The organism is Sediminibacterium sp. (genome assembly GCF_051861365.1).
Classification (GTDB): Bacteria; Bacteroidota; Bacteroidia; order Chitinophagales; family Chitinophagaceae; genus Sediminibacterium.
In genome coordinates this window covers 58191-84791 of record NZ_JBHYCW010000003.1, presented here as the reverse complement: position 1 = coordinate 84791, position 26601 = coordinate 58191, and the positions used below count along the sequence as shown (strand labels likewise).

The window sequence follows — 26601 nt, the reverse complement described above, 5'->3', positions numbered from 1 at the left end:
ACCACAAAACTGATTCCCCGGAATGGACAAGTAGTTTGGAAGCTTCCCTCTTTTGATTCCATTGCCTATATGGATATCAAATTTGCAAATAACACTTTTTGGAGTCAATACAATTATCTCGTAGAACCCGGAGATACCATTTCAATCCTGTTCCAACCCAATGAAGCAGGGAAAAAAGAACCCGATATCCAATTTGCCGGTACATCCATCGCCAAATACGCAATTAAAAAATCCTTAGACAGTTTAACAATAGCGATTGCACAAAAAGGAGCCCCATACCCCGCACGATGGGATACCTTGTATTTTGACCGGTTCTTCCCTTTGGCACAACAAGACAATCAAAATATACTCCAACAAAAAGAAGCAATCTTAGAGCAGTGGCGTCTTCAACTCAGCAAATTGGCATATGATGTACTGCTTGCTGATATCTGTTATTTTCAACAAAACGGACTCTTGGCGCAAATGGGTTTTTTTGAAGTATACAGTAATAAATATCCCGATGCTGCTGAGCGAAACAAAGCGATTCAACTGGTATTCAATCAACAAATGGCAGCAGATCCCTGGTTAAAAAAAGTCTCCCACTCGGGACGTAATCATTCCATGTACTATATGCATTACCTCATTCGTAAATCATTGAGAGCTATCAAGTACAACGATCTGGGACAAAGAGATGCCAAGAACTATTGGGAATGGTTCGAAAAAGAAAGCCCACTTCAATTAGAAAAAGCCATCGCTACACTTGCTGCCTATTATATGAATCATGGATTTCAAGTTACGGGTATGGGTACCCTGTTGCAAGAAAGCAGTAGCCGGATGACCCAACCACAATATGCAAAATTTATAAGCGATGCCGCGTCAAAGTTTGGAATTGGCAGTCCTGTGTTTCCCTTTGTACTTACAGATACAAAAGGAAAAAAAGTCAGTATCGCTTCTTTCAAAGGGAAAACAGTAGTGATAGATTTTTGGGACACAGGCTGTTTGCCCTGTATGCAATTGGCAGTAGGACTCAAGCAAGTAAAAAAAGAATGGAAGGAAAAAGACAAGATTATTTTTATGAGTATCAGTAAAGATAAAAATCGTGATACCTGGCTAACAAGTGTGGCTTCCGGTAAGTATACGGAACCCGATAATATCAATTTATATACCGAAGGAAAGGGTACCGATCATCCATTGATCCTTCATTATGGCTTTACTGCCAGCCCTAGGATGTTGATTATTGATCCGAATGGAAAGCTCATCTCTACCAATCCACCTCGCCCTCTCAATCCAACAGATAAAAAGCATTTTATGCAACTCTTGGAGCAATCAACAAAATCCCAAATAACCCTTTAAATCAATCATATGTATACCATTCATAAAAGCATCCTTTTAATCACTTGCTTATTTATTCTTACACAAGTAGGAAGATCACAAAACCAATCCAAGAACAGTATCCTGACCCTACAAATACCGGCTGATCAAACCGATACAATTACTACCTATTTGTATCCGCATAAGCTGGGAAGTAGTAACAAAATGGCCATCACCACAAAACTGATTCCCCGGAATGGACAAGTAGTTTGGAAACTTCCCTCCTTTGATTCCATTGCCTATATGGATATCAAATTTGTAAGAAACCCTCTTTGGAATCAATACAATTATCTCGTAGAACCCGGAGATACCATTTCAATCCTGTTCCAACCCAATGAAGCAGTGAACAAAGAAACCAATATCCAATATGCCGGTACATCCATCGCTAAATACGCAATTAGAAAATCCTTGGACAGTTTAACAAGAGTGATCATACAAAAAGGAATCCCTTATCCCCCACAATGGGATACCTTGTATTTTGACCGATTCTTCCCAATTGTAAAACAACTCATTACAAGCGACCTCCAACAAAAAGAAGCAATTTTGCAGTCATGGAAACAGCAACTTAGCAATTTGGCTTATGATGTACTGCTTGCAGATATCTGTTACCAGCAACAAACCGGCCTCCTTGGACAGATAACTGCTTTTGAAGCATACAGTAATAAATATCCCGATGCTGCTGAGCGAAACAAAGCGATTCAACAGGTATTCAATCAACAAATGGCAGCAGATCCCTGGTTAAAAAAAGTCTCCCACTCGGGACGTAATCATTCCATGTACTATATGCATTACCTCATCCATAGATCATCAAAAGACATCAAATACAAGTCTTCAGGGCAACTGGATGCCAAGAGTTATTGGGAATGGTTCGAAAAAGAGAGCCCGCTTCAATTAGAAAAAGCCATCGCTACACTTGCTGCCTATTATATGACTCATGGGTTTGAAGTTACGGGTATGGGTACCCAGTTGCAAGAAAGCAGTAGCCGGATGACACAACCACAATATGCAAATTTTATAAGCGATGCCGCGTCAAAGTTTGGAATTGGCAGCCCTGTATTCCCCTTTGTACTTACAGATACAAAAGGAAAAAAAGTCAGCATCGCTTCCTTCAAAGGGAAAACAGTGGTGATTGATTTTTGGCATACAGGCTGTTTGCCCTGTATGCAATTGGCCGTAGGACTCAAGCAAGTAAAAAAAGAATGGAAGGAAAAAGACAAGATTATTTTTATGAGTATCAGTAAAGATATAAATCGTGATACCTGGCTAAAAAGTGTGGCTTCCGGTAAGTATACCGAACCCGATAATATCAATTTATATACTGAAGGAAAAGGTACCAATCATCCATTGATCCTTCATTATGGCTTTACTGCTAGCCCTAGGATGCTGATCATTGATCCGAATGGAAAACTCATCTCTACCAATCCACCCAACCCAGTCAATCCAACAGATAAAAAGCATTTTATGCAACTCTTGGAGCAATCGATGCAATAAAAAAAAGTCTGATTAGAAAATATAAGGTAGAATAACATTTGGTAAAATGAGGCTGTATGTAACAAAAGGATACACTCTCATTCAACACAGGTCTTAACAAATAAGTCTACTTAAACATGTATACAAGATGGTAAGAGATAATGACCCACCCAATATAGGATACCTTAAAATATAAGAGGGATCATGGGATCCCTCTTATTCCTAGTAGATGGAGTAACAACCTTAAGGAATCAACTCAAAATGTGTCCCCTCAGTTTCAATAACAGGGTCATTGAAATTCTGCGTATTGTACAAACAATACGTACCGCCTTGCTCACAAATAAAAGTTACCCCGACTTCGGAGCGATCAACAGCAACCCATGTTCCATCAACATACCCATATGCATCCGTCAACGAAGTGTTGTTGGAATGGGTAAAAGCACTGAGCATACCTGTGACCAATGCCATCAAGAGAAAAATTGAAAACTTTTTCATACGATAAAATTTAATGATCAATATTGCCTACTCTGGTTCGGTTTTTCGGCTACCCCCGTTTCATGCATGAATATTGTATGGTATCGAATACCTATTAGACTGATGAAAAGAAAAAAAAGATTCAACCATAAATGTGCTGTCCAACCCAAACTATCAATGATGCCGCCACAGGAGCAAGGCACCCGATGAAATACACCCAATAATATGGCTGCTACATAACTTGTAAATAGAAATAGGAGGAGGAAAGAAAGGTATAAACCCAGCTTTCGGGTGGATACAAAAATCAATAAAATCGCCACCCCCATTTCTACAAAAGGCAATCCATAAGCCAACGTATCAGCCACCGGTCTTGAAAACAGCTGATTGCGCATATTATAAAGGGTCTTTTGCATATGCATCCACTTTTGTAAACCGGTATAACTAAATAGTAGAACCAGCAAAAAACAAATGAGGAAATAGATCTTGCGTTTCATAAGACCAAACTACTGACTGCCCATTATGCAACTTGCAGCAACTTATATGAGAGTGGATGCATCCACTCCTGTTTTGCGCATGCCTCCCGGTGTTATTCCGAAAAACTTTTTATATGCAATCGAAAAATTCGTCGTGTTGCGATAGCCTAATTTTTTGGCAATGAATTTTATGGGTTGATCAGTGGTCAATAAAAGTTCTTTTGCATACTGCATTCGTTTGTTTTGGTAATATCCATAGATGGTTGTACCGAACAAAGACTTAAACCCCTCCATTAATTTTTGACGATTCAAACCACTCCACTCTGCCCATTCAGCAATGGATTGGTGCTGATCGATATGCTTTTCCATCTGCATGGCCACCCTTCTGATTGTTTCCAATTCTGCAGCTGTATAGCGATGTGGAAAGTGATGTGGTTGGCTAGCAACAATTTGAATGGAATGGAATAGATCCTGTATCAACTTTTCATGAAATGCTCGTGGTTGAGGAAAAAAAGAAGTCTGTGTTAACTGTAATATTTGTTCTAAGATGCCTGCATTGGCTTGTACAAAAATTCCGTTATCAGTTGCCTTCATGGATAAGGGTGGTTCCTGACTGCTGATCCATAACAGTTGCAACATGGTACCGATTTCCATAACGGGTTCTATTTCAAAAGAAGATCCTTTCCAACAATAGCACTGAGAGGGTGTTAAACAGTGCTGAATTGTTGGAGAACATTGTACATGCCATTGACCTGAGCAACTAAATACACAATGAAAAGCGGTAGCATTAGCCAATCTTAACTGCCAGGGGGCTTGTGTTTTTCGAAACAAATAGAGCATGGAAAATAAATAGAGGCCTATCTGCACTTCCGATAATATAGCAATACCATGAGGGGTGTTACAGGAGCGTAGTTCCGTTCCCGGGATATGAATCAGTTCCCAGCCGGGTGGCACTTGCCTCTCCCATTGGATACGATGGTTATTCAATACAAGGAACATACGGAGGAACCTAAACTAAGTATTCATGGGAAGGGATAAAAGCTTTCTTTCCAAAAAAGAGTATTTACCACCAACTTTTAGGGTATTTACCACCTTGTTAAAAGTATTCACCACCAGTAGCTTGCACAAAAAATAAATCATATGAAACCCAATCAAATTTCATTGCAACAAGCTATTGATTACACCAGCAGATTCAGGGAAAACCCCGGACCTGATATGCCCTATTCCGAAACTTTTTCAGCCGCTTCCGTCAAAGCATTATTGGAGCAAAACGAATGCAAATCTTTTCGCATATATTTGGGAAGAAAGACGGATAACCGTATCTGCTGTGTTTTAGTAGCAGCCGATGAAAACGGACAGGATATACTTCCCCCATTGAACCCTGTCAGCAGTCAAGAGGATCAGGGCATTATTTTAGAGGATGCTTTACAATGTCCACCCCTCTGCCCACCCCCGTCTCCCTTAAATGGCTAAACATGAATTTGTATTTGCTGGCATCCATTTCTGCTTTTTCCATTGTATTACCTGCTACCATGGCGGTAATAAGGTACCGGCACATACACCAGCGATACTTACCATTTCTATGCATCCTGATCATTGGTCTCTTGAATGAAAGTTTGAGTTTTATACTGATCAGGTTGTATAGAACCAATTTGGTGAACTCGAATATCTATACGCTGATAGAGTATTTGGGTTATCTATGGTTTTTCTTCCGGATTCAACAACCAACCAATCGCTGGATATGGGGTGCCTGTACTTTGGGTATATTGATTTGGATACTGGATAATGGCTATTGGAACAGTATCTCGACCAGTAATTCTATTTTTAGGATTTTCTCTTCGCTCGTCGTTATTTGGTTAAGCATCGATAAAGTGACTCAACTGACATGGAATGAGGCAGCAGACAGGTATAAAAAAACTGATCTGCTGCTTTGTTTTTCTTTGTTTGCCTATTTTACCTTTCGTGGTTTTATTCATGTGTTCAAACAATTTTCATTTGAACACCAGGTTGAGTTTTATATCCACCTTTGGTCACTACTTTCAATATTGAATATCCTGGTCAATTGTTCATTTTTCATAGCCATCTTATGGATACCCAAATCACCAACTACACGTTAGCTGTAGCCAGTTTATTGTTTCTCACAGTACTCATCGCTATGATCATGATAGCCCTTTTCAGGCAATTTCGTTTTAAAATGAAAGAATACCGAACTCAATTGGCGAGAGAAATTGAATTGATTGATACAGAACGTGGAAGAATGTACAATGATTTACATGATGAGTTAGGCAATGGATTGGCTTCCATCGGTATTCTGCTTCAACAACATCCAACCCCACATCATTCCATTCAAAGAAAAATTTACCGTCAGGTACAAAAACTCAGGAGTAAGATCAGAGAAATTGCCTATGATTTTATTCCTGCAACACTAGACAACCATGGATTGAATGCGGCCATGATTGAATTATTCGAAGAAATCGCTTCTTCACATGTACTCAAAATACAGTATAAGATTGTATTGAATGATCAACAATTTTCCCCTTCAAAAGCCATTCATATCTATCGTATCACCAAAGAAATTCTGATCAACTCGCTTAAACATGCACATGGCAGCATGATTCATTGCAATATCAGACAAGATCCCAAAAAGCTAATCATGGAATTGTCTGATGATGGAATGGGCTTTATATGGAAAGATCAACAAGTGATGCGTAGAGGAGCGGGGCTGTCTCATATCCAATCAAGGGTGAACATATTGAATGCCACATTGGATATTCAAACGGCACCCGGACAAGGAACACACTATACCATCCATATTCCCCTCATCTCGCTCATGAAATAATACAGGTTTATGAAGCACCGCATTAAAATATTAATTGCTGATGATCACGAACTGTATGTTGATGGAATCAAAGGTTTTTTTAAAGATCATTCTACCTATACCATTGTTGGAGAAGCTTTTAACGGGGAAGATCTGGTACGCAAAGTCGATTTATTGTTGCCACATATTGTATTAACGGATCTGAAAATGCCCATCATGAATGGATCACAGGCGATTATAAAAATTCTTTCCAATCACCCGCACATACATTGTATCGTATTAACAAATTATGAGAATGACATATCAATAGTTAGAGCATTAGAAGCAGGGGCAAAAGGATACCTGACCAAAAACATGCCCAAGCATGAGCTCTTCAATGCACTCGAACAAGTAAGCAAAGGATACCCGTATTACTGTAAAACCACCAATACAAAATTGATGCGGTTGATCAGTCATAGTTCTTATAATCCTTACAAAGAAATAAAGATACCGGTCTTCACAGCCATAGAAATGAAAATTATTGAAATGATCTGTCAGGAGAAGTCGAACCATGAAATGGCTGCTTCACTTTGTAAAGGAAGAAGAACAATAGAAAATATACGCGCCAGAATTTATGCTAAAATGGAGGTTAAATCCGCTGCGGGTATGGCCATGTATGCAATCAAACAAGGGTTGTATACTTATGATGAGTAATGAAATGCATTCTCCGCAGGATCAAATTTTTTTAAACCCTTCGCCATAACGTTTACTTACATAGTACCCATCATCTTGATTAGACGGTTTCTTTCCTCTCAAGGTTTATTTTGTAAAAATTCCGCGATCGGTATTTCTATTGCTATGAGCGATATTGAAAGAGATGGAGTAAAATTTTGTGAAATAATATTGTTCTTGACCTGACAGGCATAAAAAAAGAGCATCAAAAACTGATGCTCTTTTCAGTCGGGAAGACAGGATTCGAACCTGCGACCCCCTGGTCCCAAACCAGATGCGCTACCGGCCTGCGCTACTTCCCGAATCCTCCATCGAAACTTTAGCTTAGATGGATCGGTTATCCGACTATTTTTATCCGCCTTCGCCAAAGCTTCGGCAGATAAAGCGGTGAGGGCGGGATTCGAACCCGCGGTACAGTTTAACCCGTACGGCAGTTTAGCAAACTACTGATTTCAGCCACTCATCCACCTCACCGGGCTGATTTTAGCCTACCTCACTTTTCAGAGAGGGCTGCAAAAATAGGTAGGTAAAAGCTATCTGCCAAAAAATAAACCCCGACAAATGCCGGGGTTTGAAAATATTTTCTTTTCTCAGGCTTAACAAACAGTTACATGGCTGCCAACTGTACTTTCTGGGTTAGTTCCATTACATTTTCGCGGAAAATAGAGTCAGTGTCCATCAAGTCTTTTACAGTCTGACAAGAATGTATGACAGTTGTATGATCGCGACCTCCAAAATGCTCACCAATGGTTTTTAATGAATTTTTGGTGAATGCCTTTGCCAGGTACATGGTTATTTGTCTGGCTTGAACGATCTCACGTTTACGTGTTTTCTGTAACAACTTATCATAAGGAACATCAAAGTATTCACATACCATTTTTTGAATGGCATCGATGGTGATTTCTTTGCTGCTGGTCTTCACAAAATTGCGTAACACTTTCTTGGCCAATTCCACATCAATATCTTTTTTATTGAGTGAAGACTGCGCCAACAAAGAAATCAAAGCACCTTCCAATTCACGCACATTGGTATTGATATTATACGCTACGTATTTTACCACATCTTTCGGCATATCCAAACCATCATTCTTCATCTTACGCTCAAGGATCTCAATACGCGTTTCATAATCAGGTACCTGCAGATCGGCACTCAATCCCCAACGGAAACGACTCAGTAAACGTTCTTGCATGCCATCTAAATCCTTAGGCGGCTTATCGGAAGTTAATACCAGTTGTTTACCACTCTGGTGAAGATGATTAAAAATGGCAAAAAATGCATCTTGACTTTTTTCTGCCCTGCTAAAGAATTGTACATCATCAATAATGAGTACATCAATCAGTTGATAGAAATGAATAAAGTCATTAATGGCGTTATTGCGACTATGGTCTTGAAATTGGTTGATGAATTTCTCACTGCTCACATACAGTACTACTTTTCCCGGATGGGTACGTTTTACTTCGTTACCAATGGCCTGAGCCAAGTGGGTTTTACCCAATCCAACCCCACCATAGATCACCAATGGGTTGAAAGAGTTGGCGCCGGGCTTTTCTGCCACCGTTTTACCCGCGCGACGTGCTACCCTATTACAATCGCCTTCAATGAATGAATCAAATGTATACATATGATTCAATTGAGGATCGATCTGCATTTTCTTGAGACCGGGTATTACAAATGGATTCTTCACGGGATTATCAATCACCAGTGGAAAATTCATTTCATTGTTGTTGTAAGTTTTCATGTTGCTAGCAGGAACATCCATGGAACCATTTCTTCCATTGCTACCACTATCTACCATGATACGGTATTCCAATCTCGCATCCTTTCCCAACTCACGCTTCAATGTTTTCGCCAACAGGTTTACATAATGCTCTTCCAGGTATTCATAAAAGAATTGACTGGGCACCTGAATCATTAAAATATTTCCTTTCAGCTCTACGGGATTAATTGGTTCAAACCATGTTTTAAAATGTTGCCATTCTACAATGTCTTTGATGATCTTCAAACAATTGCTCCAAACTGATTCAGCATTTTTAGCCATACAAAAAATGAACAATTTTATAATGAGTTAACGTATTCGTCTTTGCCTTCAAGTTATCTTATTTTTCCCACATGTGGAAATGTTGAAAAAAAACAGATACAGGGGTGCGAATATGTAGACTTTATGTTGAAAAAAAAATTTTTTATTCACTTGTTTTTTTCCCTATAACCACAGTATGGGCATTTGCGAGATTTTTTTTCTTCGCCCGGGAAAATTCATACTCCAATCTGCCCAACTGAATACCACCAAAACCTACCTGATTTACCGCCACGACTCCACCCTTTTTATTGGTATACTTTCTTGGCTCTTCAAAGAAGCGATGTGTATGTCCACCAATAATTAGATCAATGTCATAACTTTCTTTTGCCAATATCTCATCGCTGACTTTATTTTCCTGATAACGATCGCCCAGGTGCGACAAACAAATCACCAAGTCGCATCCTTTTTTATGTAACATAGCAGCAGTGGCATTGGCGGTTTGTATCGGATCGCGGTATACGGTTTTACCATATAAATTTTCAGCGACCAATCCTTGCAATTCAATTCCAACTCCAAAAACTCCAATCTGTACATCTCCTCTTTTAAAAATTTGCCAAGGTTTTGTTTTCCCTTCCAGTGCAGTGCCTGAAAAATCATAGTTACTGATCAGTATGGGAAAAGAAGCATGTTTCAACTGAGTAGCAAAGTTTTCCATACCCAGATCAAAATCATGGTTGCCCATGGTAGCGGCATCATACCCCATGGCAGACATGGCCTTGATCTCGGGCTCACCTTTATAAATATTGAAATAAGGCGTGCCTTGGAAAATGTCTCCGGCATCCAATACCAATACCTGCTCTTCTTCCTGCCTGATCTTAGCAATCAGGGCTGCCCTTGCTGCCACACCACCCAGTCCTTGGTTTCTACTCCCATCCATTGGAAATGGCTCTAAACGGCTATGCACATCATTGGTATGCAGGATGGTTAATTTTTGAACGGGTTCTGCAGCCGCCACACTACTCAAGGGCAACAAGCTAGAAGCCAGCAATGTGGCACCGGTATTCTGAATAAATTTTCGTCTGTTAATCGGCATTGGTCACACGGTTTTCAATGACTGGTTGAATGGTTTTTCCGGCCTTGGTTTGACTATCAATATATTCTACAATAGCATCACGCATTAAGTACCCCAGATTGATCTGTGGGATGGGTTTTAACATACTACAATCACTTCCCCCATTGGCAACATAATCAGAGTGTGCTACAGTATATACTGCATTCGGATCCAACGGTTTTCCATGGATGAGAATGTTGACTGCTTTTTTATTTTTGATTTGCAGCGTTACCCCTTTCGATACCGGCCATCCCCCATCAGCCGCCATTACATCGAGATACTGCTGTAAAACACTCCCCTTCAATTCCTGTAAAATCAGGATATTATCAAAAGGCATGATCTCAAAAATTTTTCCAACGGTAATATTTCCTTTTGACAAATAACTCCTTATACCCCCAGCATTCATGAATGCAGCATCAATTTTTCGAGCAAACTTTTTTTCGCCCATCTCTTTATAACAATCAGCTAAAAAATTACCGATCTCCGATTCCGGACGTTTATTGGTATATGTATCTGCACATGTACCAATTACCTTATTCATGGTGGCGCTGATATTGGTTGCATATGGTTGCAACATACCTACCACAGATGAATCACTCCGAATGGATGCATCGATCTTGTATTGTGTGTGCTGTAAAGATGTTGGCTGATAAAAAGTACTGCAGGAGGATAGTGCAATAAATAGACCCAAGAAAATAGAATTTCTCCTGTACATGGCAGTTAGTGGTTAATGGTGGAAGGTACAATATAATTCTACCCCATATCGCTTTTTTTCTGTTTAAAAAATATTTTAATCCTACTTTTACAGCTAATAAATTATAAATGAATGTCGTACGAAATCACAGGAAAATTAGTAGCCAAATTTGATATCATTCAAAGAAGTGAAACCTTCAAAACCCGCGAATTTGTGATTGAAAAATCAGAAGATATTGGCGGAAGAGTTATTACCAATTATGTAAAGTTTCAATGCGTTCAAGATAAAACCGCAATGCCCGACCGTTTTACTATTGGAGACGATGTGCGCGTTCAATTCAATATCAAAGGGACCAAATGGGTAAAAGACGGCAGAGAGAATTATATCACCAATTTAGATGCCTGGCGTATGGAAGCCGTGAAGCTTGGACAGCAAGACCAACCGGCAGGTAATGCATATAATGACATGCCCCCACCGGCTGATGTTGTGGATGATCTTCCTTTTTAATCATAGATTTTTTTGACACTTTTTAGGCTAAATACCTAACAGTATGCAACAACAATATACACTGAAGCTTAAGCCGTCTGAAGCGGCGAATGAACCTATTGTTCGCCAGTACATTGCACAAAGCAGTGGTAAACCCATTGAGCAAATTTCCGGTTATCATCTTCTCAAACGTTCCATCGATGCACGAAGCCGACAACAGGTATGGATCAACCTCACCGTTCAGGCGTTTATTGATGAACCATTTCATGTAAGAAATATTATTCCTGTTTCATTTAAGGATGTTGCGAATTCCACAAAAAAAGTCATCATCATCGGTGCGGGTCCGGCCGGACTATTTGCCGCTCTCAAATTAATAGAAGCAGGTATTTGTCCGATCATCTTGGAAAGAGGTAAAGATGTTCGTTCCAGAAGACGAGATCTAGCCAAACTCAACAAAGAAGGCATTGTTGATCCTGAAAGCAATTACTGTTTTGGTGAAGGCGGAGCCGGTACTTATAGTGATGGAAAACTTTATACCCGCAGTACCAAAAGAGGGGATATCAATCGTATCCTGAATTTATTGTATCAGTTTGGTGCAAGCGAGTCTGTTTTATATGATGCACATCCACACATCGGCACCAATAAACTTCCTCATATCATTACTGCTATGCGGGAACAGATACGCGATAGTGGCGGACAGTTTCTCTTTGAAAAAAAAGTGGTTGATTTTATTCTGGAAAAAGAAACCATCAAAGCAGTTCAAACGGCTGATGGGGATACCATCGCCGCTGATGCATGCATTCTGGCTACCGGACATTCTGCCCGCGATATTTTCCAATTGTTGCATGATAAAAAAATAGGGATAGAAGCCAAACCTTTTGCACTCGGTGTCCGCATTGAACATCCACAGGCACTTATCGATTCCATTCAATACCATTGCCCGATTCGTGATGAATTTTTACCACCCGCTTCTTATGGTTTGGTGGAACAAGTCAATAAAAGAGGGGTTTTTAGCTTTTGTATGTGTCCGGGTGGTATCATCGCACCAGCGGCAACAAGTCCGGGTGAACTGGTAGTGAATGGTTGGAGTCCCAGCAAACGAAATAATCCCTATGCCAATAGTGGCATGGTAGTTCAGGTAGAACAAAATGACGCCTTTCAATTTTTTGAGAAAAGAAAATGGACATTACCGGATGGAACCATCATCCCTAAAAATACAAGTACTGAAAAGGACCCTTTATTACTCATGCATTTTCAGCAAGCAGTTGAACAAAGTTCATTTCAGGCGGGTGGTGGTCATTTTGTAGCGCCGGCGCAAAGAATGATGGATTTTTGCTCCGGAAAACTATCCAACAATTTACCCGACTGCAGTTATGTACCCGGATTAAGCTCCACACCTCTCGAACAAGTGCTTCCAGATTTTATTTATAAAAGTTTACAAGGCGGATTTCAAGCTTTTGGTAAAAAAATGCGTGGTTATTATACCAATGATGCAGTAGTGGTAGCTACAGAAAGCAGAACCTCCTCCCCCGTTCGTATCCCCAGAGACGCCGATACATTAACGCATCCTCAAATCATTAATTTATTTCCTTGTGGTGAAGGTGCAGGTTATGCCGGTGGAATCGTAAGTGCTGCCATGGATGGGGAGAGAGTTGCTGATAGGATCATAAAAAAAGGGAAGTAATGACTTACCTCCCTTTTCTTTTTTAATTATTTTCCTGCTGCTGTTTTCTTGAGATCAATAACTGCTGTTGTAATAATTGATTTTTCTTAAAGGCTTCCAGTTCTTTATCCAATTGTTGTTGATCGTTATCCGTCCAGTTGGTAGTAATATTTTTCAGATCCGGTTTACCTGCATCCACCCATGCTGTATACCAAAAATCTGCGATCAGATCAGCTGACTGTAATAACCTTTGGTTGATACTTGGCTTCAACGAAGCTGCATAAGCTTTTGCAAATTCAGTAGAATAGCTTTTTGATTCCCTACCTCTTCTCATCTGTACACGAAATTTGGTTGCTTCAGTGAAATTCTTTGATACTTCAATTTCTTTAGCCAACATTTCGGGCACCATCGCAAAGCCGGTACGTACCGCTTTCCAGATGGCTGCTGCGGGATCTTTTAAGTAAGTGGCTTTATGTGATGAGTACAATTGATACGCTTCAATTTCCAATTCCGGAATCATCGATTCCCATAAACTATGCAAACCTTTTTGATTGGTCAATTGTCCATCATAGTTTACGGTTGTATGTAAAGGTACATGAGCATCACCAATATAATGACCGATATCTGCTGCATAAAACAGAATACTGTCTTTATTTTTCTGCCGGAAGGCTTCTGTTAATTTTTGTTTCATGTACATCACATGATAGGGTATATAACCATACTTCTCCAAACTATCTTTTGAATATTGCTGTACAGCTTTCTGCCAATCAAAAGGCATGACATGCGCTGCATTCTCTCCATACATTTCTAAATCGATAAAATGTTTAGGCGCTTCTGTACTATCGGTATTACGTCTTTGATCAGGACGAGGAGCATCTGCTACTATTTTTTCTATGTTTTTATAGAAAAAAGGTCTGATTTCAGCAGGCAATTCATAGACTGCCAATTGATGGATGGTTCTGTGGACTAAAAAACCCCAGCTTCCACATACTATCAGGATCAGCAACAATACAAGACTGATCTTACTCTTTCGCAGATGATTCATATCGTTTTCACGTATTTAAGGCGCGAAAATAGCAGATTCAGGTTCAATTACTGTAATAATTCACCCTCATCTACTACTAACGACCTGTTATTGTTGATTTGCTATCTTCATTTCGACATTATTCGAACACGACCAAACCACTTCAATATGAGTAAAATCCTTGAACTAGAGGCATTAAGAAAATATTATGCCACCCAAAAAGCAGTGGATGATATCAGTTTCTCCATTGAAAAAGGCAGCATTTTCGGACTCTTAGGTCCGAATGGCGCGGGTAAAACCACCCTGCTGCGGATGATTACCGGTATTTTCTATCCTGATATGGGACAGATCACATTCGATGGCAAACCTTTTGATCCATTGAATGATATTCGCATGATCGGTTATATGCCTGAAGAACGAGGTTTGTACAAGAAGATGAAGATTGGAGAACAAGCGCTTTATCTGGCCCAGCTAAAAGGTTTGAGCAGGAATGAAGCGATGGAGAAAATTAAATACTGGTTCAAGAAACTAGAGATGGAAACCTGGTGGAATAAGAAAGTAGAGGATTTGAGTAAAGGGATGAGCCAGAAACTGCAATTCGTAACCACCGTTCTTCATGAACCCAAATTGATCATTCTGGATGAACCCTTTAGTGGTTTGGATCCATTGAATGCCAATTTGATCAAAGATGAAATATTTGGTTTAGCTCAACGAGGTTCTACTGTTATTTTCAGTACCCACCGTATGGAACAAGTAGAAGAAATCTGCGATCATATTGTATTGGTAAATCTGGGTAAAAAAGTGTTGGATGGTTCAGTAGCAGAGATCAAACAAAAATTCAAAGAGAATCAATTCAAGATTCGCTTACAGGAAAAACCTACCAATACCAACAGCGATGCCTTCTCTGTTCTAGAGGATCATTCTAATGATCTTGTGGTGAAGATTCATGAAGGTTTCCGTAGTAATGATGTATTAATGCACTTTCTGCAACAAGGCACTACCATTGAATCTTTCCATGAAATTTTGCCTTCTCTCAATGAGATCTTTATTCGCATCGTGGAAGGTAGTAGTGCACTCACCAGATCATTCCAGAAAGTAGATTAATCATCTTTGTTATTCAACCACTAACAACACAACTTATGAATAAGATATTTATAGTAGCCAGAAGAGAATTTCTCACTAGGGTACAAAAGAAAACTTTTTTACTCACCACTATTGGCGTACCCATTTTGATTTTTGCATTTTATGCAGTCATCATTTTCATGTCTGTAAAATCAACGAGCGACTTTAAAGTAGCAGTAGTTGATCAGGCCAATGTATTCAATGGAAAAATCGATGAGAAAAAAAGTAGTGAAGTTATTTTCAGTTTTGTCAATGACGATACCGCCACACTGAATAAAAAATTAGAACAAAAAGAATATGATGCGTATCTGTATGTACCTACCGGATTTAGTATCAGTGGACAAAGTAACGACTCATTACAGTTTCGTTCAGCGAAAACCGTAGGTCTGATGACCCGTGAAAAAATTGAAAACAGGGTCAGCAAAGCATTGGAAGAAAAACGACTCTTATCCATGAATATTTCCAAAGCACAATTGGATAGTATTCAAGCACAAAAAGAATTGATCACTTTTGCCAATACTTCAGGTAAAAAAGAAAACCAAACCAAAGTAGGCGTGAGTTATGCAGTAGGCTTCATTTCCGGTTTTATGATCTATATTATTCTCTTTATTTATGGCACGATGGTAATGCGTGGTGTTGTAGAAGAGAAAGTAAGTCGTATCGCAGAAGTGATCATCAGCAGTGTAAAACCCTTCCAACTCATGATGGGTAAAATCATTGGTATTGGTGCAGTTGGATTGATCCAGTTCCTGATTTGGGGGGCATTGGTACTTGTTCTTCAGCTAGCCATACCTGCTCTTTTCCCTCAATTATTTGAAGGTATGCAGGCACAACCTGTACAACCCGGTATGATGGCAGCCGTAGATGCTACCAAACAGCAACCGGATATGATCAGAGGATTGATGGAAGGACTCAACCAAATCAACTTCCCACTCATTGTTGGTTGCTTTGTCTTTTATTTCCTAGGGGGATACTTTATGTATGCTTCTCTTTTTGCAGCAGTAGGTAGTGCCGCTAATGAAGATATGCAGGATGCACAAAGTCTGTTATTACCCATCATGATGCCGATCATTTTCGGAATTGTCATCATGATGCAAGCGGTTAATAATCCAAACGGAAGTTTAGCAGTATTTGGCAGTTTGTTCCCATTAACCTCTCCCATTGTAATGATGGCAAGAGTAGCGCATGGTATACCGGATGGTGTTTCTACTTTTCAATTAATCTTAAGTATGCTATTCCTGATACTCGGATTCTTCGGAACCACCTGGCTGGCAGGTAAAATCTATCGCACCGGCATCTTGATGTATGGCAAGAAAGTGACTTGGAAAGAATTATGGAAATGGGCGATTAAGAAAAACTAGGAAACAGGGAAATAACGAACAGAGCAATAAGCAAGTCGAAATAATATTTTCTTATTGCTTATTGCTCTGTTTCGTATTTAATATTTCTTTATTGCGCTAATGATACTCTCACACTAACACCCGCACGGGTATTTACACTTGGTGCTGATGTGGAAATATAGGGCGTTATTCGTGTTTGATCGAAAAAGAATCGAATGTTAACTCTATTGTTGATGATATAATCAATTGAAGGTTGAATTTTAAGTTCTTTACCCCCACCTGTGCCATACGCATTACTCTGATCTAATCTGCTATTGGTCAATGATTCATCACGCATACCAATATCTATTTTTAAAGTAAGGTCATTCTCCAGTTTTTTTCCTTTTCCTCCCGGCAATTTGAAAGGAAGATTGATACCGCGCTTTCTCCAACTAAAACCAAATGTCCAGTCTGTATTTCTGGTTTCACTTAATTGGAAATCCACTAAGCTTAAACTCAATCTTCTACCCTTACTATAGGTAAATTTCAGGTTCATCTGATCGTTGGTAGTAACATCAATACCAATCAAGGGTTCAAAACTTTCCTGCATGGTAATATTCGGCACCAGGAAATAAGGAATAAAATTGCCACTTACGGTATCTATGAAAGCCGGGCCCCCCAATCTAAAAGGATCTGTGTATAAGAGTGCACTATTAAAACTATTCATACTCAGACTACCCCTGTATCCATGAGTGAATGTGATATTATTGAAAACCTTTTGTAATGAAGGCAACTTACTTAAACCTGTATATGTCAACCTCCAATTCGGTCTTGGAAGAATGCCGCTGAAAGGATTCGCAGAAATATTCGGATTGGATTGTTTAATCAATGCAACCGAATTGGGATCTTTTTTGGTATACGCTGCCAGGAATGAAGGAATCAATACATCCTGAGCATACCTTCCATAACCTGTTGCATATCCATCAGCTGTAAATTTCTGTCCTGCCGGAAGTGCCTGCCAATAAGGATTTCCTTCTGCCACTCTACGAGAAACTATTAAACGATTATTTTCAAATGTTTTAAATGTAGTAGAAATTTCATTGGGATTGAACTTGCCAAATAGCGTATTAAATGCCACATAAGAAACACTAAAGCCACCTGTAGCCAATGGATTCAAGTGATTGAATTTTCCGGTGCCCAAAGTATCCTTAAATAATTCAGAATAATCTTTCGTGAATGATTTTTGCAAATTCAAATCAATGATCAATTCTCTAACAGGTTCTAATTGTGCAGTTATTTCAAAGCGTTGTTCAAAACTTTGTCTGAATAAGAAGTTAAATGTTGTATCTCTGGATAATAAACCTTGTGCTGCTTTTTTATTCAACCATGCAGTATCGGGCTGCTTACCAAATACATAATCAAGTCCCGGCGCCATACTGTTAAAATTCTGTCCTAGAAAACGAGTACTATCCATATAACCCGGCAACCTGCTTCTGTAATTGGCTGAATAATTCACCGATACATTCTTCAGCATCGTTAATAATTTACCTCCTGCTCTTTCCAATCCGCCCAACTCAGGTAATTGATTGGCACGGAGCAATCTTTGTGCGATGCGTTCATCTCTTCTTTGTGCCTTCCATTTTTTAAGCGCTTCTTTTCTGTCTTTACCCAATAGTCCTTGTAAGGCGACAGATTTTGGCAAAAGTGTTGAGCCCAACAAGTTAGAAGGTGGCTTTTTGTTCTTAGTGGTATCCCCTTTTTGTTTGGGAGCAGGTACATTATCCAGTGCGCGCATCCATCTGGACTTAGCGTATAAGCTGGCGAAATTGAACTGAGCCGTAAAATTATTTTCCTGTGCGTTCTCAAGCGTGTTACCTAAGTTGTAAGCCAATCTACTGGCTCCAATCCAATTGTAACTTGCAGTATAGCCATACCTTGCAGTAATCCAATCGGTCATTGGGAATTTATTGAGTGGCAAAGTATAGGTAAGTGTTGCTTTTTGTGTGTACAATGTATTCCTTCCTCCTTTAAAGAAATTTTTTCGAACAGAGTCTTTTTTCTCTTTCGTATCAATCTGTCCAAAGGGTTCATCTACACGAGCATTGTTAACGGCTGAGAAATCAAGGTTCAAGGAGCGACTCAAATCCCAACGGAGATTATAAAAACGATCGAACGTAAAATATTTATCGTAAGTCGTATCCACACGTTCTACCTTACTGTCAAACGTATTAACGATACGAGGTATGAATTGTCCGAACTGTCTTTGAATATCTGTTCTAAAACTGAGGAAAGAGGGCTTGAGATTGAAGTTAAAATCTTTCACCAATGCAAACCATGGAGAATTTGATTTAATAAGTTTTTTCAATGGCTCTATGTAATTGCTTTGTGCATTATAGGTATACCCAAATCCCCCCCGATGTCTAGTGACTTTATTTTGATCAATGACCGGACTTGTCTGTTCTGTCTCAGTGAATGAATAATTGAAATCAAAGTTGCTCAGACTCAACAATCCTTGTTTTGCTCCGGGAAGAAATCTGGCATTGGTAAAATTGAGTGTACGAATGGTGGTTTGATCAACAGCTGCCTTCCGAATAGAATCGCGTTGACTTGGGGAACTGTTGTTCAATTTTTCTTTGTAGCGTACATCTCTATCAAAAGGATCATACTCGGGTGTAAGTATGGTTCGATTAATACTGGCATACACAGGAAGAGAAAATCTGGCTTTCTTGGGTAATAATTTACCTGCATCAATATTGGCAGCAATATCAAACTGCATCAGGTTATCCCTTGCACGTTCGTTGACACGTTGCTCAATGGTACCAAAACCTTGTGAACGTGTATTGGCAGAAATAGACATGGTTCCAAGATCTGCCAGCATCAAATCTACCCTTCCCAATGCTGCCCAACCGCCACGTTCATCCAAATCAGATAACCGTAATTCATTCACCCATACTTCTGAGCTAAGTGTAGGTCCATCAGGACGATAAGGATTTTCCACACCTACTAATATACCTCTCACTTCTCCTAAGTTCGGGTTACCGCGAATAGAATAAATTTTATTACCGAAACGCTCCCGATAAATATTGGTAACTGTTCCCCCTTGTTCATTTCTACGAAGTTTGAGATCAATCAAATCACGTAAACTCACATTCAAGTCATTGGCAGCAGGCCATACCCTTTCTTCTTGTCCGCGCGGATAATTTCCGGGAGCAGTTACTTTCAAAGGAACTTTGATCTCATAATAGTTATTCAAAAAATCTTGTCCGATACGAACCACCGCATACAACTCATCATCCTGCAACGGACGCTGGCCGGGTACAGATTCAGCATGCAAGTACATAGAGAGATTACCATATTGTCTGATATCCAAATTCAAGGTTTTGAATACTGCTCTTGCATCACCGGTGATCAGATTACGAACTTGTAAACTCATCGCCTGCTCATTCTGTTGGAGATTCACACCATTATTGCTCAATAATTGAACACGTTCAACACCCGGTGGCATAATGTAGTTAACCGGCTGCCTGCTACTATTTTCTTCTAGATTTACCGCCAGCGTATTAAAAGTAGTGGTAGCATTATTTGTGATAGGTGTGTACGCACCTGTTGTATCTAAGTTGAAACTAAACTGTCGCCATTGGTTACGTACCAGATCCATTCTCGCCATACGAATCACAACAGAATCTTCAAAATCTGTCAGGTATAATCTGGCAAAACGAATGGATTTAAAATCAGCGATACCTCCCACTTTTCTGCTAAAACCACGAATGGGTATTCTAAACAAAAACCAGTCTTCTGTTTTCGTAGTACCATCAGCTGCATTCACGGTTACTCTTCGCTTATCAGTGATATAAGGTGTAATACCCACATCCATACCCGGACGAAGATTCACTTCATATTCATAATAAGCTTCGGTCTCATTCAGTGTGTTATCACGATTCAGATCTTCATTATCAGGATACAATGTTGCAGCGGGTGTGAACTGTCCACCACCGGTAACTGCTACAGGAGAGTTTCCTTGTGGGTTGTTATGATTCTTGTAACGCCCTAAAATACCCGTACCTAATTGATCAAATGAATTATCACGGAACCATTTATAATTATCGCGTGCCAAATCCTCTTGTGCCTGAATAAAGGCAGGAGAAGAAGTGCCATAATTTTGTGCGATTCGATTCAAGATATACCCCTTCTTTCTGCGCTCTGCATCGTCATCTAAACCATCAAAGCCTACGTCCTGAAAAGGTCTGTCGTTTGGATCATTACTAAATGCCTGTGTAATCTGAATAGGATTCACCGGTGTTTTACCCCAAGTGTTTGTACTATCCACTGCTGCGGGTATATTCGGCGTATTCAACCCATTTTCGTAAAAACGTTTGCCATCTTTTAATATATCCTCACTCACATTTCCCAAGTTCAAGAAAAATTTACCCCCTCTACTACCCGGATTCAAAATAAAAGGATCCTGCATCCAAATCTCAAAAAACTCAATATTACCAGTTTCAAAATCTGTTTGATCGATAGCACGCATAATTCCTCCCCAACGATTAGCGGGTTTTGTCAAACGACCATTCGCAGTAAACTCCGAAGGTCTTGTTTCAAAATTATACGGACCTTTTTCTGTGGGATAAAAAGCCAAGTCAAAAGTAGCTGCTTGTACATCTGTGATATTGGTAGTTCGCTGTGGAAACAATTCGTTGGTGAATACTTGTCTCACACGCGGATCACTCAACTCCGCCAAGTTTCTGCGCAATGGGTTATTGCTACTGTTTTTATCCTGCAAGTTGGGTTCAATATTATACCAAGCCAGTTTGGCTCGATTAAAATTGTAATCGATAGAATCTGTGAGTGTTGCCTCCGGAAACTTTGTATTGCCTTGAGGTGTTGATGCCAATGCCCAAGCAACAAAAGGAAAACGAAGATCAATACTGGTTCTCGTTCCTTCAAAATCATCAATAAAAATCAACCCTTGTTCTCCCCTACCAATTTGTGGCGGGTGTCCGGGTTTTAGAAAAGCAGCTTCACCATAGGCATTGATCGCTGATGTGGCTTTTGTGGAATAAAAAGGAAGTTTGTTCAACAGTCTTGTTAAGCCGGGCAATTCAGACTGGTAGCTAAAATCAAGTCCATACATAGTATTACGAATCGGATCATCGCCATATGCCATTTTAGTAAAGAAAGGTCGTTCACCCAATCGAACCGTGGTTGCACCCAAACTCAGTTTTTTATTGGCGATATAATCCAATCGTAATCCACTAAATCCTCTTTGCTGCATTCCAAAACCTGCATTGTTTTCAAAAGAGACATTCACAGGAACATTCGAGTTCAAAATACCTGCATTCAATATTCTGACGGTCCCTAAATTATAATCTACGGTATAATCAGCTCCTTCTTTTAATATTTGTCCGCCAGCAGTTACTGTTACAGAGCCCGGAGGGATATTGAATGTATTAAGATAAATTTCTGAGCCGCTGCTACTTCCTTTCACCTGCCCTTGCATCACAAAGCGATTCAAATTTGCATAGGTCTGTGCAATGGCTTTGATAGAATCATACAATGCATAATACACGTATTTATTTTTGACTGATGTGGGTAATCCGGCAAATGCAAGTGTATCCAGATCTCTACCGAAAGGCTCTAGTACCGGAAAAATAATTTTTCCTGTTTGAGGTAGTACGGTGAAATTATCAATGAAATCAAATACCCCATCGGGTTGCGGGTCATTTCGATTGTTCAACCGATCCAAATTCAGAATTCTTAACAAGGGTTGGCCATTAGCAGCCGGAGAAGTTTCAGGTAAATATCTTTTCAAACCCCCACTAGGTTCTTCATACAATACGTTGAGTTTAAAATCTTCTCTCTGTATACCTCCAAATACATCTAAAGAGTATACGTTTTTCATCATCCAATCCCATATGGGTAGTTGAATTCTTTGTGAAGTAGCTTTCAATAATTTTAAGAATAAAACTTTCTGTACCCCACCTGTTGAATCCAAAGCCACATCCTGTGAAAATTCACCTACTTGATATACCCTACCATTGTATGTATATTGAAATGCAACTGCCAAAACCTCATCAGGTTGCAGTTGTGTATTGATAGAGATAAACCCTACTTGAGGATTGAAAGAGTATTCTGTAGGGGTTAGTTTTCTCGCAAATGTTTTTTCATAATCATCTACCGGTCTTAATCCTTTCGACAATAATAATGTATTGATAAAAGAAGGATTTCTGCTATTGGGGTCACCCGCCAAAGAAGGATATAAATTATTGGCACCATTAAAAGGAAGTGGATTATTGGTTTGTGGCGTAACAGCAGGATTAAAAGGTCTTGCTTCACCCAAATCCATCAAACCAACGATATCACGAGCTTCGGTAGTAGCGCCTGTTCTATTGGTTACCCATACTTCAATTCTCTGAATTTGTACCTGCGAGTTTACGACCGGCAGGTTGGCCATGGTTTTATTAAAGTTATCCTTGAAATATTGACCTAAAAGAAAGTGCCTGTTTTCTTCATAATCATCCAATCGCTTTTGAAAGTTTTGCGTAGCGGCTCCTCCTTGCAATGCTACTGATTGTCGACTTGAACGTTGATTTGCCAAAGCACCTGTTACAAAAAGTTTTCCGAACTGCAATTGTGTTTTAATACCGAAAAGATTTTGTGCACTGGGAATTAATGTTCCTCTGGATTGAAAAGAAATATTTCCGGCTTCAATACTTTTGATCAACTCATCATCCATTCCTTTGTAATCAAGTTTCAACTGATTATCAAAGTTTAAGTTTGAGAGTGTATTATAGTTGATGGGGAATTTTAGTTTGTTACCAATATTCGCGTTCACGTTTAGATTGGCATTCATATCAAAATCAAATCCACCATTTTTTCGTGCTCTCTCAGGTAGTGTTGGATTTTTGATATTTTGTCCTTGATAACCGGCGAGGATATTCACATCACCTGTTGGACGAATATCAATCTTCAGTTTATTCAGATCATTGGCTGCATTGCGAGCGTCATCAATACTATTTTTGATATCACCTGCGTACCTGTTGACTACATCATTTAATCCGAATATGCGGTCAAATAAACTGGTATATACTTCATGTTTAGGTCGTGGTACTTTTTTATTCAATAATGTAATCGCATCTGCTCTTTTTTTGAAGTAAGCCCTCTCTTGTTCTCTTGCCTGCATACGCCAGAACTCTTCAAAACTCATGTTTGTTGGTATTCTGTAGTAGCGATTACCGACCTTTTCTACAATGACATATTGTTTTCTCTTAGGATCGTATTCAATGGTTCTTTTAATCAGTGCAGTGTCTCGAAGGTCAAATGGGTTCTTACTTCGCTCGCTCAAAGCATCGCCTCTTCTGTCGCTAATAGGATAGCGCAAACTATCTCGCTGCTGAGCTGATGCAGGGGCATGACTCAATAGCAGCAATACAAAAACAAAAAAAGACAATAAACGCAAAGCAGTGCACTTGTTTAAGTAGAGGTGTAGGCGATAGACTATAAATTTTTAAGTGCCTGTTTGATGATCAGTTCCAGTGAAGCATCTGCAGGTATAATGGACATTGTTTTTTTAATGGCCTGTTCTGCTTGCGGTCTTCCAATGCCCAAAGCAATCAGGGCTTGTACCGCATCAGTGTCAGGTGTATTCATAATAATACCACCGGATATTGGAGATTCCATAGATTGTTTACCTAATTTATCTCTCAGTTCAACAATCAATCTTTCTGCCGATTTTTTTCCAATCCCTTTAATTCCTTCCAGTTGTTTGGTATTGCCTTGAACGATCGCTCTGATGATTTCATCGGGTTTCATTCCAGACAACATCATTCTGGCGGTTGCTGCACCCACTCCTGATACACTGATTAATTGTAGAAATAGTTCTTTTTCTGCAATATCGGCAAATCCGAACAATGTTTGTGCATTTTCAGTAATATGTAAATAAGTGTATAATTGTCCGTTTTCAACATTAGCGATTGCCGCATAGGTATTCAAGCTAATTTGGAGTTCATATCCCACCCCATTTACGTCTACCACCAGTCTTGCGGGTGTTTTAACAGCAAATTTACCTCTTACAAATGCGATCATAATGCTACCAAAAATAAGGGTAAAAGCTTAGAGATTATACGTATCTTTGTAGAAAATTTATACGTATGTCGGCAAAATTGACTTTATTGATCGATGAAGCGGTTGTAGCTGATGCCAAAGCATATGCCCGTGAATCAGGCAAGAGCTTATCAAAAATCATTGAAGGATATTTAAGAGGATTGCGAAAAAAGCAACCTAAAAGTCCGGAAGAAGATCTTCCACCACTCTTAAAAAGACTACACGGTTGTGTACAGACAGATGATAAAAGGGATTATAAAGAAATTATTCAAGAAGAAATTTTGAAGAAGCATCGCTAAATGAAAGTGTTTCTTGATATAAATATTATCCTTGATTTCCTTCTTAAAAGAGCACCTTTTGATGAGGATGCAATTGAAATATTTAAACTTCTTTACAAAAAAGATATAAACGGATTTGTCTCGGCAATCAGTTATACACAAATAGGTTATTTTCTTCAAAAATTTACCGGTAAGCCGGCTGCTAAAGGAATCTTGAGAGATCTCAATCGTTTATTGACAACAGTGACTGTCGACAATAGAACAATTGAGGAAGCGCTTGATTCAGACATCACTGACTTTGAAGATGCCATACAAATAGCCTCAGCATTTTCTGTTACAGGCTTACATTCCGTAATCACAAGAGATAAAAAAGATTTCAAATCATCTCAAATACTTATACAGTCTCCCAAAGAATTTTTAAACGCATTTAAAAATTATCATGAATAAAATAACAGCTAGCATCACCGCAGTAGGCGGCTATGTACCCGAAGACAAACTCACCAATTTCGATCTTGAAAAAATGGTGGATACCAATGATGAGTGGATTCGTACACGCACCGGTATTGAAGAGAGAAGAATTTTGAAAGAACCGGGAAAAGGCAGCAGTGACATGGCTGTACCCGCAGTGATGGAAATTCTCAAAAAGAAAAATTTAAGTCCACTGGATATTGATTGTATTATCTGCGCCACCGTAACTCCCGACATGGTATTTCCTGCTACCGCCAATATCATTTGCGATAAGATAGGTGCTACCAATGCATGGGGATATGATATGAGTGCTGCATGTAGTGGCTTCTTGTATGCATTGACCACCGGCGCTATGTATATTGAAAGTGGAAGATTTAAAAAAGTAATTGTAGTAGGCGTAGATAAAATGAGTGCCATCATTGATTATACCGATCGCGCTACTTGCATCATTTTTGGAGATGGCGCCGGTGCGGTTTTATTAGAACCTGCTGCTGATGGAACCGGAGTATTGGATAGTATTTTGAGAAGTGATGGAAGCGGCAGACATTATCTACACATGAAAGCTGGGGGTTCTGTAAAACCGGCAACTGTTGAAACAGTGATGGCGAGAGAACATTTTGCGTATCAAGAAGGACAAGCAGTTTTCAAGTTTGCTGTAAAAGGAATGGCTGATGTTAGCGCAGAATTGTTAGAACGCAATGGATTAACAGGTGATGATATTTCATGGCTGGTTCCACACCAGGCTAACCTACGTATCATTGATGCAACTGCCAATCGTATGGGACTACCCAAGGAGAAAGTAATGATCAATATTCAGAAATACGGAAATACGACCGCAGCAACTTTACCGCTATGCTTATGGGATTGGGAAAAACAATTAAAGAAGGGCGATAATATTGTACTGGCAGCATTTGGCGGTGGATTTACCTGGGGCGCTACTTGGGTGAAGTGGGGATATGATGGAGAATAGCTCTGTGAAAAGTGAATGTGAAAAGAAAAAAACCTTTTCACCTTTCACTTTTC

The 26601-nt window shown here is 39.5% G+C and carries 22 protein-coding genes and 2 tRNA genes; 13 read left to right on the top strand and 11 right to left on the bottom strand.

Annotated elements, in window-relative coordinates:
• The first annotated feature begins 69 nt into the window (after nt 1-69).
• Together ACTIEV_RS02065 and ACTIEV_RS02060 are read left to right on the top strand one after the other, a co-directional pair.
• Nucleotides 70-1332, top strand: a complete 1263-nt coding sequence (locus tag ACTIEV_RS02065) for a TlpA family protein disulfide reductase (protein WP_439515971.1) — start codon at nt 70-72, stop codon at nt 1330-1332.
• Nucleotides 1333-1341: 9 nt separating this feature from the next.
• Entirely contained in the window at nt 1342-2841 is a 1500-nt protein-coding gene (locus ACTIEV_RS02060) for a TlpA family protein disulfide reductase (protein ID WP_439515970.1), read from the top strand.
• Between the two features lie 222 nt (nt 2842-3063).
• On the opposite strand, the gene ACTIEV_RS02055 is transcribed toward ACTIEV_RS02060, so the two are convergent.
• Genes ACTIEV_RS02055 through ACTIEV_RS02045 form a run of 3 tightly spaced genes read right to left on the bottom strand, consistent with a single transcriptional unit; the run spans nt 3064 to nt 4766 of the window.
• Nucleotides 3064-3315 carry a hypothetical protein gene (locus tag ACTIEV_RS02055; RefSeq protein ID WP_439515969.1) on the bottom strand — a complete coding sequence of 84 codons (252 nt, stop codon included), beginning with the start codon at nt 3313-3315 and terminating at the stop codon, nt 3064-3066.
• A 17-nt stretch (nt 3316-3332) separates the two neighbouring features.
• On the bottom strand, nt 3333-3788 hold the full coding sequence (locus ACTIEV_RS02050; RefSeq protein WP_439515968.1) for a MauE/DoxX family redox-associated membrane protein: 456 nt from the start codon (nt 3786-3788) through the stop codon (nt 3333-3335).
• Between the two features lie 42 nt (nt 3789-3830).
• Nucleotides 3831-4766 (bottom strand): helix-turn-helix domain-containing protein, encoded by a 936-nt coding sequence (locus tag ACTIEV_RS02045; RefSeq protein WP_439515967.1) that lies wholly within the window; start codon nt 4764-4766, stop codon nt 3831-3833.
• A 141-nt stretch (nt 4767-4907) separates the two neighbouring features.
• Here ACTIEV_RS02045 and ACTIEV_RS02040 point away from each other — a divergent pair, with 141 nt between their 5' ends.
• The 4 genes from ACTIEV_RS02040 to ACTIEV_RS02025 are packed head-to-tail and all read left to right on the top strand — an operon-like array spanning nt 4908 to nt 7278.
• Nucleotides 4908-5240 carry a hypothetical protein gene (locus ACTIEV_RS02040; RefSeq protein ID WP_322197132.1) on the top strand — a complete coding sequence of 111 codons (333 nt, stop codon included), beginning with the start codon at nt 4908-4910 and terminating at the stop codon, nt 5238-5240.
• Between the two features lie 2 nt (nt 5241-5242).
• Nucleotides 5243-5884, top strand: a complete 642-nt coding sequence (locus tag ACTIEV_RS02035; protein ID WP_322197133.1) for a hypothetical protein — start codon at nt 5243-5245, stop codon at nt 5882-5884.
• The gene (locus ACTIEV_RS02030) at nt 5854-6606 is read left to right on the top strand and encodes a sensor histidine kinase (RefSeq protein ID WP_322197134.1); all 753 of its coding nucleotides are present in this window, start codon (nt 5854-5856) and stop codon (nt 6604-6606) included. The genes ACTIEV_RS02035 and ACTIEV_RS02030 overlap by 31 nt, the downstream gene beginning before the upstream one ends.
• Nucleotides 6607-6615: 9 nt before the next feature.
• Nucleotides 6616-7278 (top strand): response regulator transcription factor, encoded by a 663-nt coding sequence (locus tag ACTIEV_RS02025; protein WP_322197135.1) that lies wholly within the window; start codon nt 6616-6618, stop codon nt 7276-7278.
• Nucleotides 7279-7524: 246 nt separating this feature from the next.
• On the opposite strand, the gene ACTIEV_RS02020 is transcribed toward ACTIEV_RS02025, so the two are convergent.
• From ACTIEV_RS02020 to ACTIEV_RS02000, 5 genes are all read right to left on the bottom strand, one after another.
• Nucleotides 7525-7598 (bottom strand) — tRNA-Pro (locus ACTIEV_RS02020).
• A gap of 83 nt (nt 7599-7681) precedes the next feature.
• Nucleotides 7682-7770, bottom strand: a tRNA-Ser gene (locus ACTIEV_RS02015).
• A gap of 133 nt (nt 7771-7903) precedes the next feature.
• The gene (gene dnaA, locus ACTIEV_RS02010) at nt 7904-9334 is read right to left on the bottom strand and encodes a chromosomal replication initiator protein DnaA (protein WP_178887121.1); all 1431 of its coding nucleotides are present in this window, start codon (nt 9332-9334) and stop codon (nt 7904-7906) included.
• A 142-nt stretch (nt 9335-9476) separates the two neighbouring features.
• Nucleotides 9477-10406: a bifunctional metallophosphatase/5'-nucleotidase gene (locus ACTIEV_RS02005; RefSeq protein WP_322197136.1), complete on the bottom strand. Its 930-nt coding sequence runs from the start codon at nt 10404-10406 to the stop codon at nt 9477-9479.
• Nucleotides 10396-11139 carry a 5'-nucleotidase C-terminal domain-containing protein gene (locus tag ACTIEV_RS02000; RefSeq protein WP_322197137.1) on the bottom strand — a complete coding sequence of 248 codons (744 nt, stop codon included), beginning with the start codon at nt 11137-11139 and terminating at the stop codon, nt 10396-10398. Before ACTIEV_RS02000 ends, ACTIEV_RS02005 begins: the two co-directional genes overlap by 11 nt.
• 111 nt (nt 11140-11250) lie before the next feature.
• Here ACTIEV_RS02000 and ACTIEV_RS01995 point away from each other — a divergent pair, with 111 nt between their 5' ends.
• Both ACTIEV_RS01995 and ACTIEV_RS01990 read left to right on the top strand, forming a co-directional pair.
• Nucleotides 11251-11625: a DUF3127 domain-containing protein gene (locus tag ACTIEV_RS01995; protein ID WP_178887127.1), complete on the top strand. Its 375-nt coding sequence runs from the start codon at nt 11251-11253 to the stop codon at nt 11623-11625.
• Nucleotides 11626-11668: 43 nt separating this feature from the next.
• Entirely contained in the window at nt 11669-13288 is a 1620-nt protein-coding gene (locus ACTIEV_RS01990) for an NAD(P)/FAD-dependent oxidoreductase (protein WP_322197138.1), read from the top strand.
• 22 nt (nt 13289-13310) lie between these two features.
• Here ACTIEV_RS01990 and ACTIEV_RS01985 read toward each other — a convergent pair whose 3' ends face one another.
• Nucleotides 13311-14312 carry a zinc dependent phospholipase C family protein gene (locus tag ACTIEV_RS01985; RefSeq protein ID WP_322197139.1) on the bottom strand — a complete coding sequence of 334 codons (1002 nt, stop codon included), beginning with the start codon at nt 14310-14312 and terminating at the stop codon, nt 13311-13313.
• A gap of 147 nt (nt 14313-14459) precedes the next feature.
• Here ACTIEV_RS01985 and ACTIEV_RS01980 point away from each other — a divergent pair, with 147 nt between their 5' ends.
• Entirely contained in the window at nt 14460-15395 is a 936-nt protein-coding gene (locus ACTIEV_RS01980) for an ABC transporter ATP-binding protein (RefSeq protein ID WP_439515966.1), read from the top strand.
• A 35-nt stretch (nt 15396-15430) separates the two neighbouring features.
• Complete coding sequence (locus tag ACTIEV_RS01975; RefSeq protein WP_439515965.1) at nt 15431-16774, top strand: ABC transporter permease; 1344 nt, start codon at nt 15431-15433, stop codon at nt 16772-16774.
• Nucleotides 16775-16862: 88 nt separating this feature from the next.
• Here ACTIEV_RS01975 and sprA read toward each other — a convergent pair whose 3' ends face one another.
• Nucleotides 16863-24188, bottom strand: coding sequence for a cell surface protein SprA (gene sprA / locus ACTIEV_RS01970; RefSeq protein WP_439515964.1), 7326 nt, complete (start codon nt 24186-24188; stop codon nt 16863-16865).
• 38 nt (nt 24189-24226) lie between these two features.
• On the bottom strand, nt 24227-24814 hold the full coding sequence (gene ruvA / locus ACTIEV_RS01965) for a Holliday junction branch migration protein RuvA (RefSeq protein ID WP_178887140.1): 588 nt from the start codon (nt 24812-24814) through the stop codon (nt 24227-24229).
• Nucleotides 24815-24879: 65 nt separating this feature from the next.
• On the opposite strand from ruvA, the gene ACTIEV_RS01960 reads away from it, so the two are divergent.
• Genes ACTIEV_RS01960 through ACTIEV_RS01950 form a run of 3 tightly spaced genes read left to right on the top strand, consistent with a single transcriptional unit; the run spans nt 24880 to nt 26548 of the window.
• Complete coding sequence (locus ACTIEV_RS01960; RefSeq protein WP_322197143.1) at nt 24880-25131, top strand: DUF6364 family protein; 252 nt, start codon at nt 24880-24882, stop codon at nt 25129-25131.
• On the top strand, nt 25132-25557 hold the full coding sequence (locus ACTIEV_RS01955) for a type II toxin-antitoxin system VapC family toxin (protein WP_322197144.1): 426 nt from the start codon (nt 25132-25134) through the stop codon (nt 25555-25557).
• The gene (locus tag ACTIEV_RS01950; protein ID WP_322197145.1) at nt 25550-26548 is read left to right on the top strand and encodes a beta-ketoacyl-ACP synthase III; all 999 of its coding nucleotides are present in this window, start codon (nt 25550-25552) and stop codon (nt 26546-26548) included. The genes ACTIEV_RS01955 and ACTIEV_RS01950 overlap by 8 nt, the downstream gene beginning before the upstream one ends.
• Nucleotides 26549-26601 lie beyond the last annotated feature (53 nt).

Coding starts and splice junctions, on each gene's coding strand:
- ACTIEV_RS02065 (WP_439515971.1), top strand. CDS start 70: ATGGATATCAAATTTGCAAATAACACTTTTTGGAGTCAATACAATTAT.
- ACTIEV_RS02060 (WP_439515970.1), top strand. CDS start 1,342: ATGTATACCATTCATAAAAGCATCCTTTTAATCACTTGCTTATTTATT.
- ACTIEV_RS02055 (WP_439515969.1), bottom strand. CDS start 3,315: ATGAAAAAGTTTTCAATTTTTCTCTTGATGGCATTGGTCACAGGTATG.
- ACTIEV_RS02050 (WP_439515968.1), bottom strand. CDS start 3,788: ATGAAACGCAAGATCTATTTCCTCATTTGTTTTTTGCTGGTTCTACTA.
- ACTIEV_RS02045 (WP_439515967.1), bottom strand. CDS start 4,766: ATGTTCCTTGTATTGAATAACCATCGTATCCAATGGGAGAGGCAAGTG.
- ACTIEV_RS02040 (WP_322197132.1), top strand. CDS start 4,908: ATGAAACCCAATCAAATTTCATTGCAACAAGCTATTGATTACACCAGC.
- ACTIEV_RS02035 (WP_322197133.1), top strand. CDS start 5,243: ATGAATTTGTATTTGCTGGCATCCATTTCTGCTTTTTCCATTGTATTA.
- ACTIEV_RS02030 (WP_322197134.1), top strand. CDS start 5,854: ATGGATACCCAAATCACCAACTACACGTTAGCTGTAGCCAGTTTATTG.
- ACTIEV_RS02025 (WP_322197135.1), top strand. CDS start 6,616: ATGAAGCACCGCATTAAAATATTAATTGCTGATGATCACGAACTGTAT.
- dnaA (WP_178887121.1), bottom strand. CDS start 9,334: ATGGCTAAAAATGCTGAATCAGTTTGGAGCAATTGTTTGAAGATCATC.
- ACTIEV_RS02005 (WP_322197136.1), bottom strand. CDS start 10,406: ATGCCGATTAACAGACGAAAATTTATTCAGAATACCGGTGCCACATTG.
- ACTIEV_RS02000 (WP_322197137.1), bottom strand. CDS start 11,139: ATGTACAGGAGAAATTCTATTTTCTTGGGTCTATTTATTGCACTATCC.
- ACTIEV_RS01995 (WP_178887127.1), top strand. CDS start 11,251: ATGTCGTACGAAATCACAGGAAAATTAGTAGCCAAATTTGATATCATT.
- ACTIEV_RS01990 (WP_322197138.1), top strand. CDS start 11,669: ATGCAACAACAATATACACTGAAGCTTAAGCCGTCTGAAGCGGCGAAT.
- ACTIEV_RS01985 (WP_322197139.1), bottom strand. CDS start 14,312: ATGAATCATCTGCGAAAGAGTAAGATCAGTCTTGTATTGTTGCTGATC.
- ACTIEV_RS01980 (WP_439515966.1), top strand. CDS start 14,460: ATGAGTAAAATCCTTGAACTAGAGGCATTAAGAAAATATTATGCCACC.
- ACTIEV_RS01975 (WP_439515965.1), top strand. CDS start 15,431: ATGAATAAGATATTTATAGTAGCCAGAAGAGAATTTCTCACTAGGGTA.
- ruvA (WP_178887140.1), bottom strand. CDS start 24,814: ATGATCGCATTTGTAAGAGGTAAATTTGCTGTTAAAACACCCGCAAGA.
- ACTIEV_RS01960 (WP_322197143.1), top strand. CDS start 24,880: ATGTCGGCAAAATTGACTTTATTGATCGATGAAGCGGTTGTAGCTGAT.
- ACTIEV_RS01955 (WP_322197144.1), top strand. CDS start 25,132: ATGAAAGTGTTTCTTGATATAAATATTATCCTTGATTTCCTTCTTAAA.
- ACTIEV_RS01950 (WP_322197145.1), top strand. CDS start 25,550: ATGAATAAAATAACAGCTAGCATCACCGCAGTAGGCGGCTATGTACCC.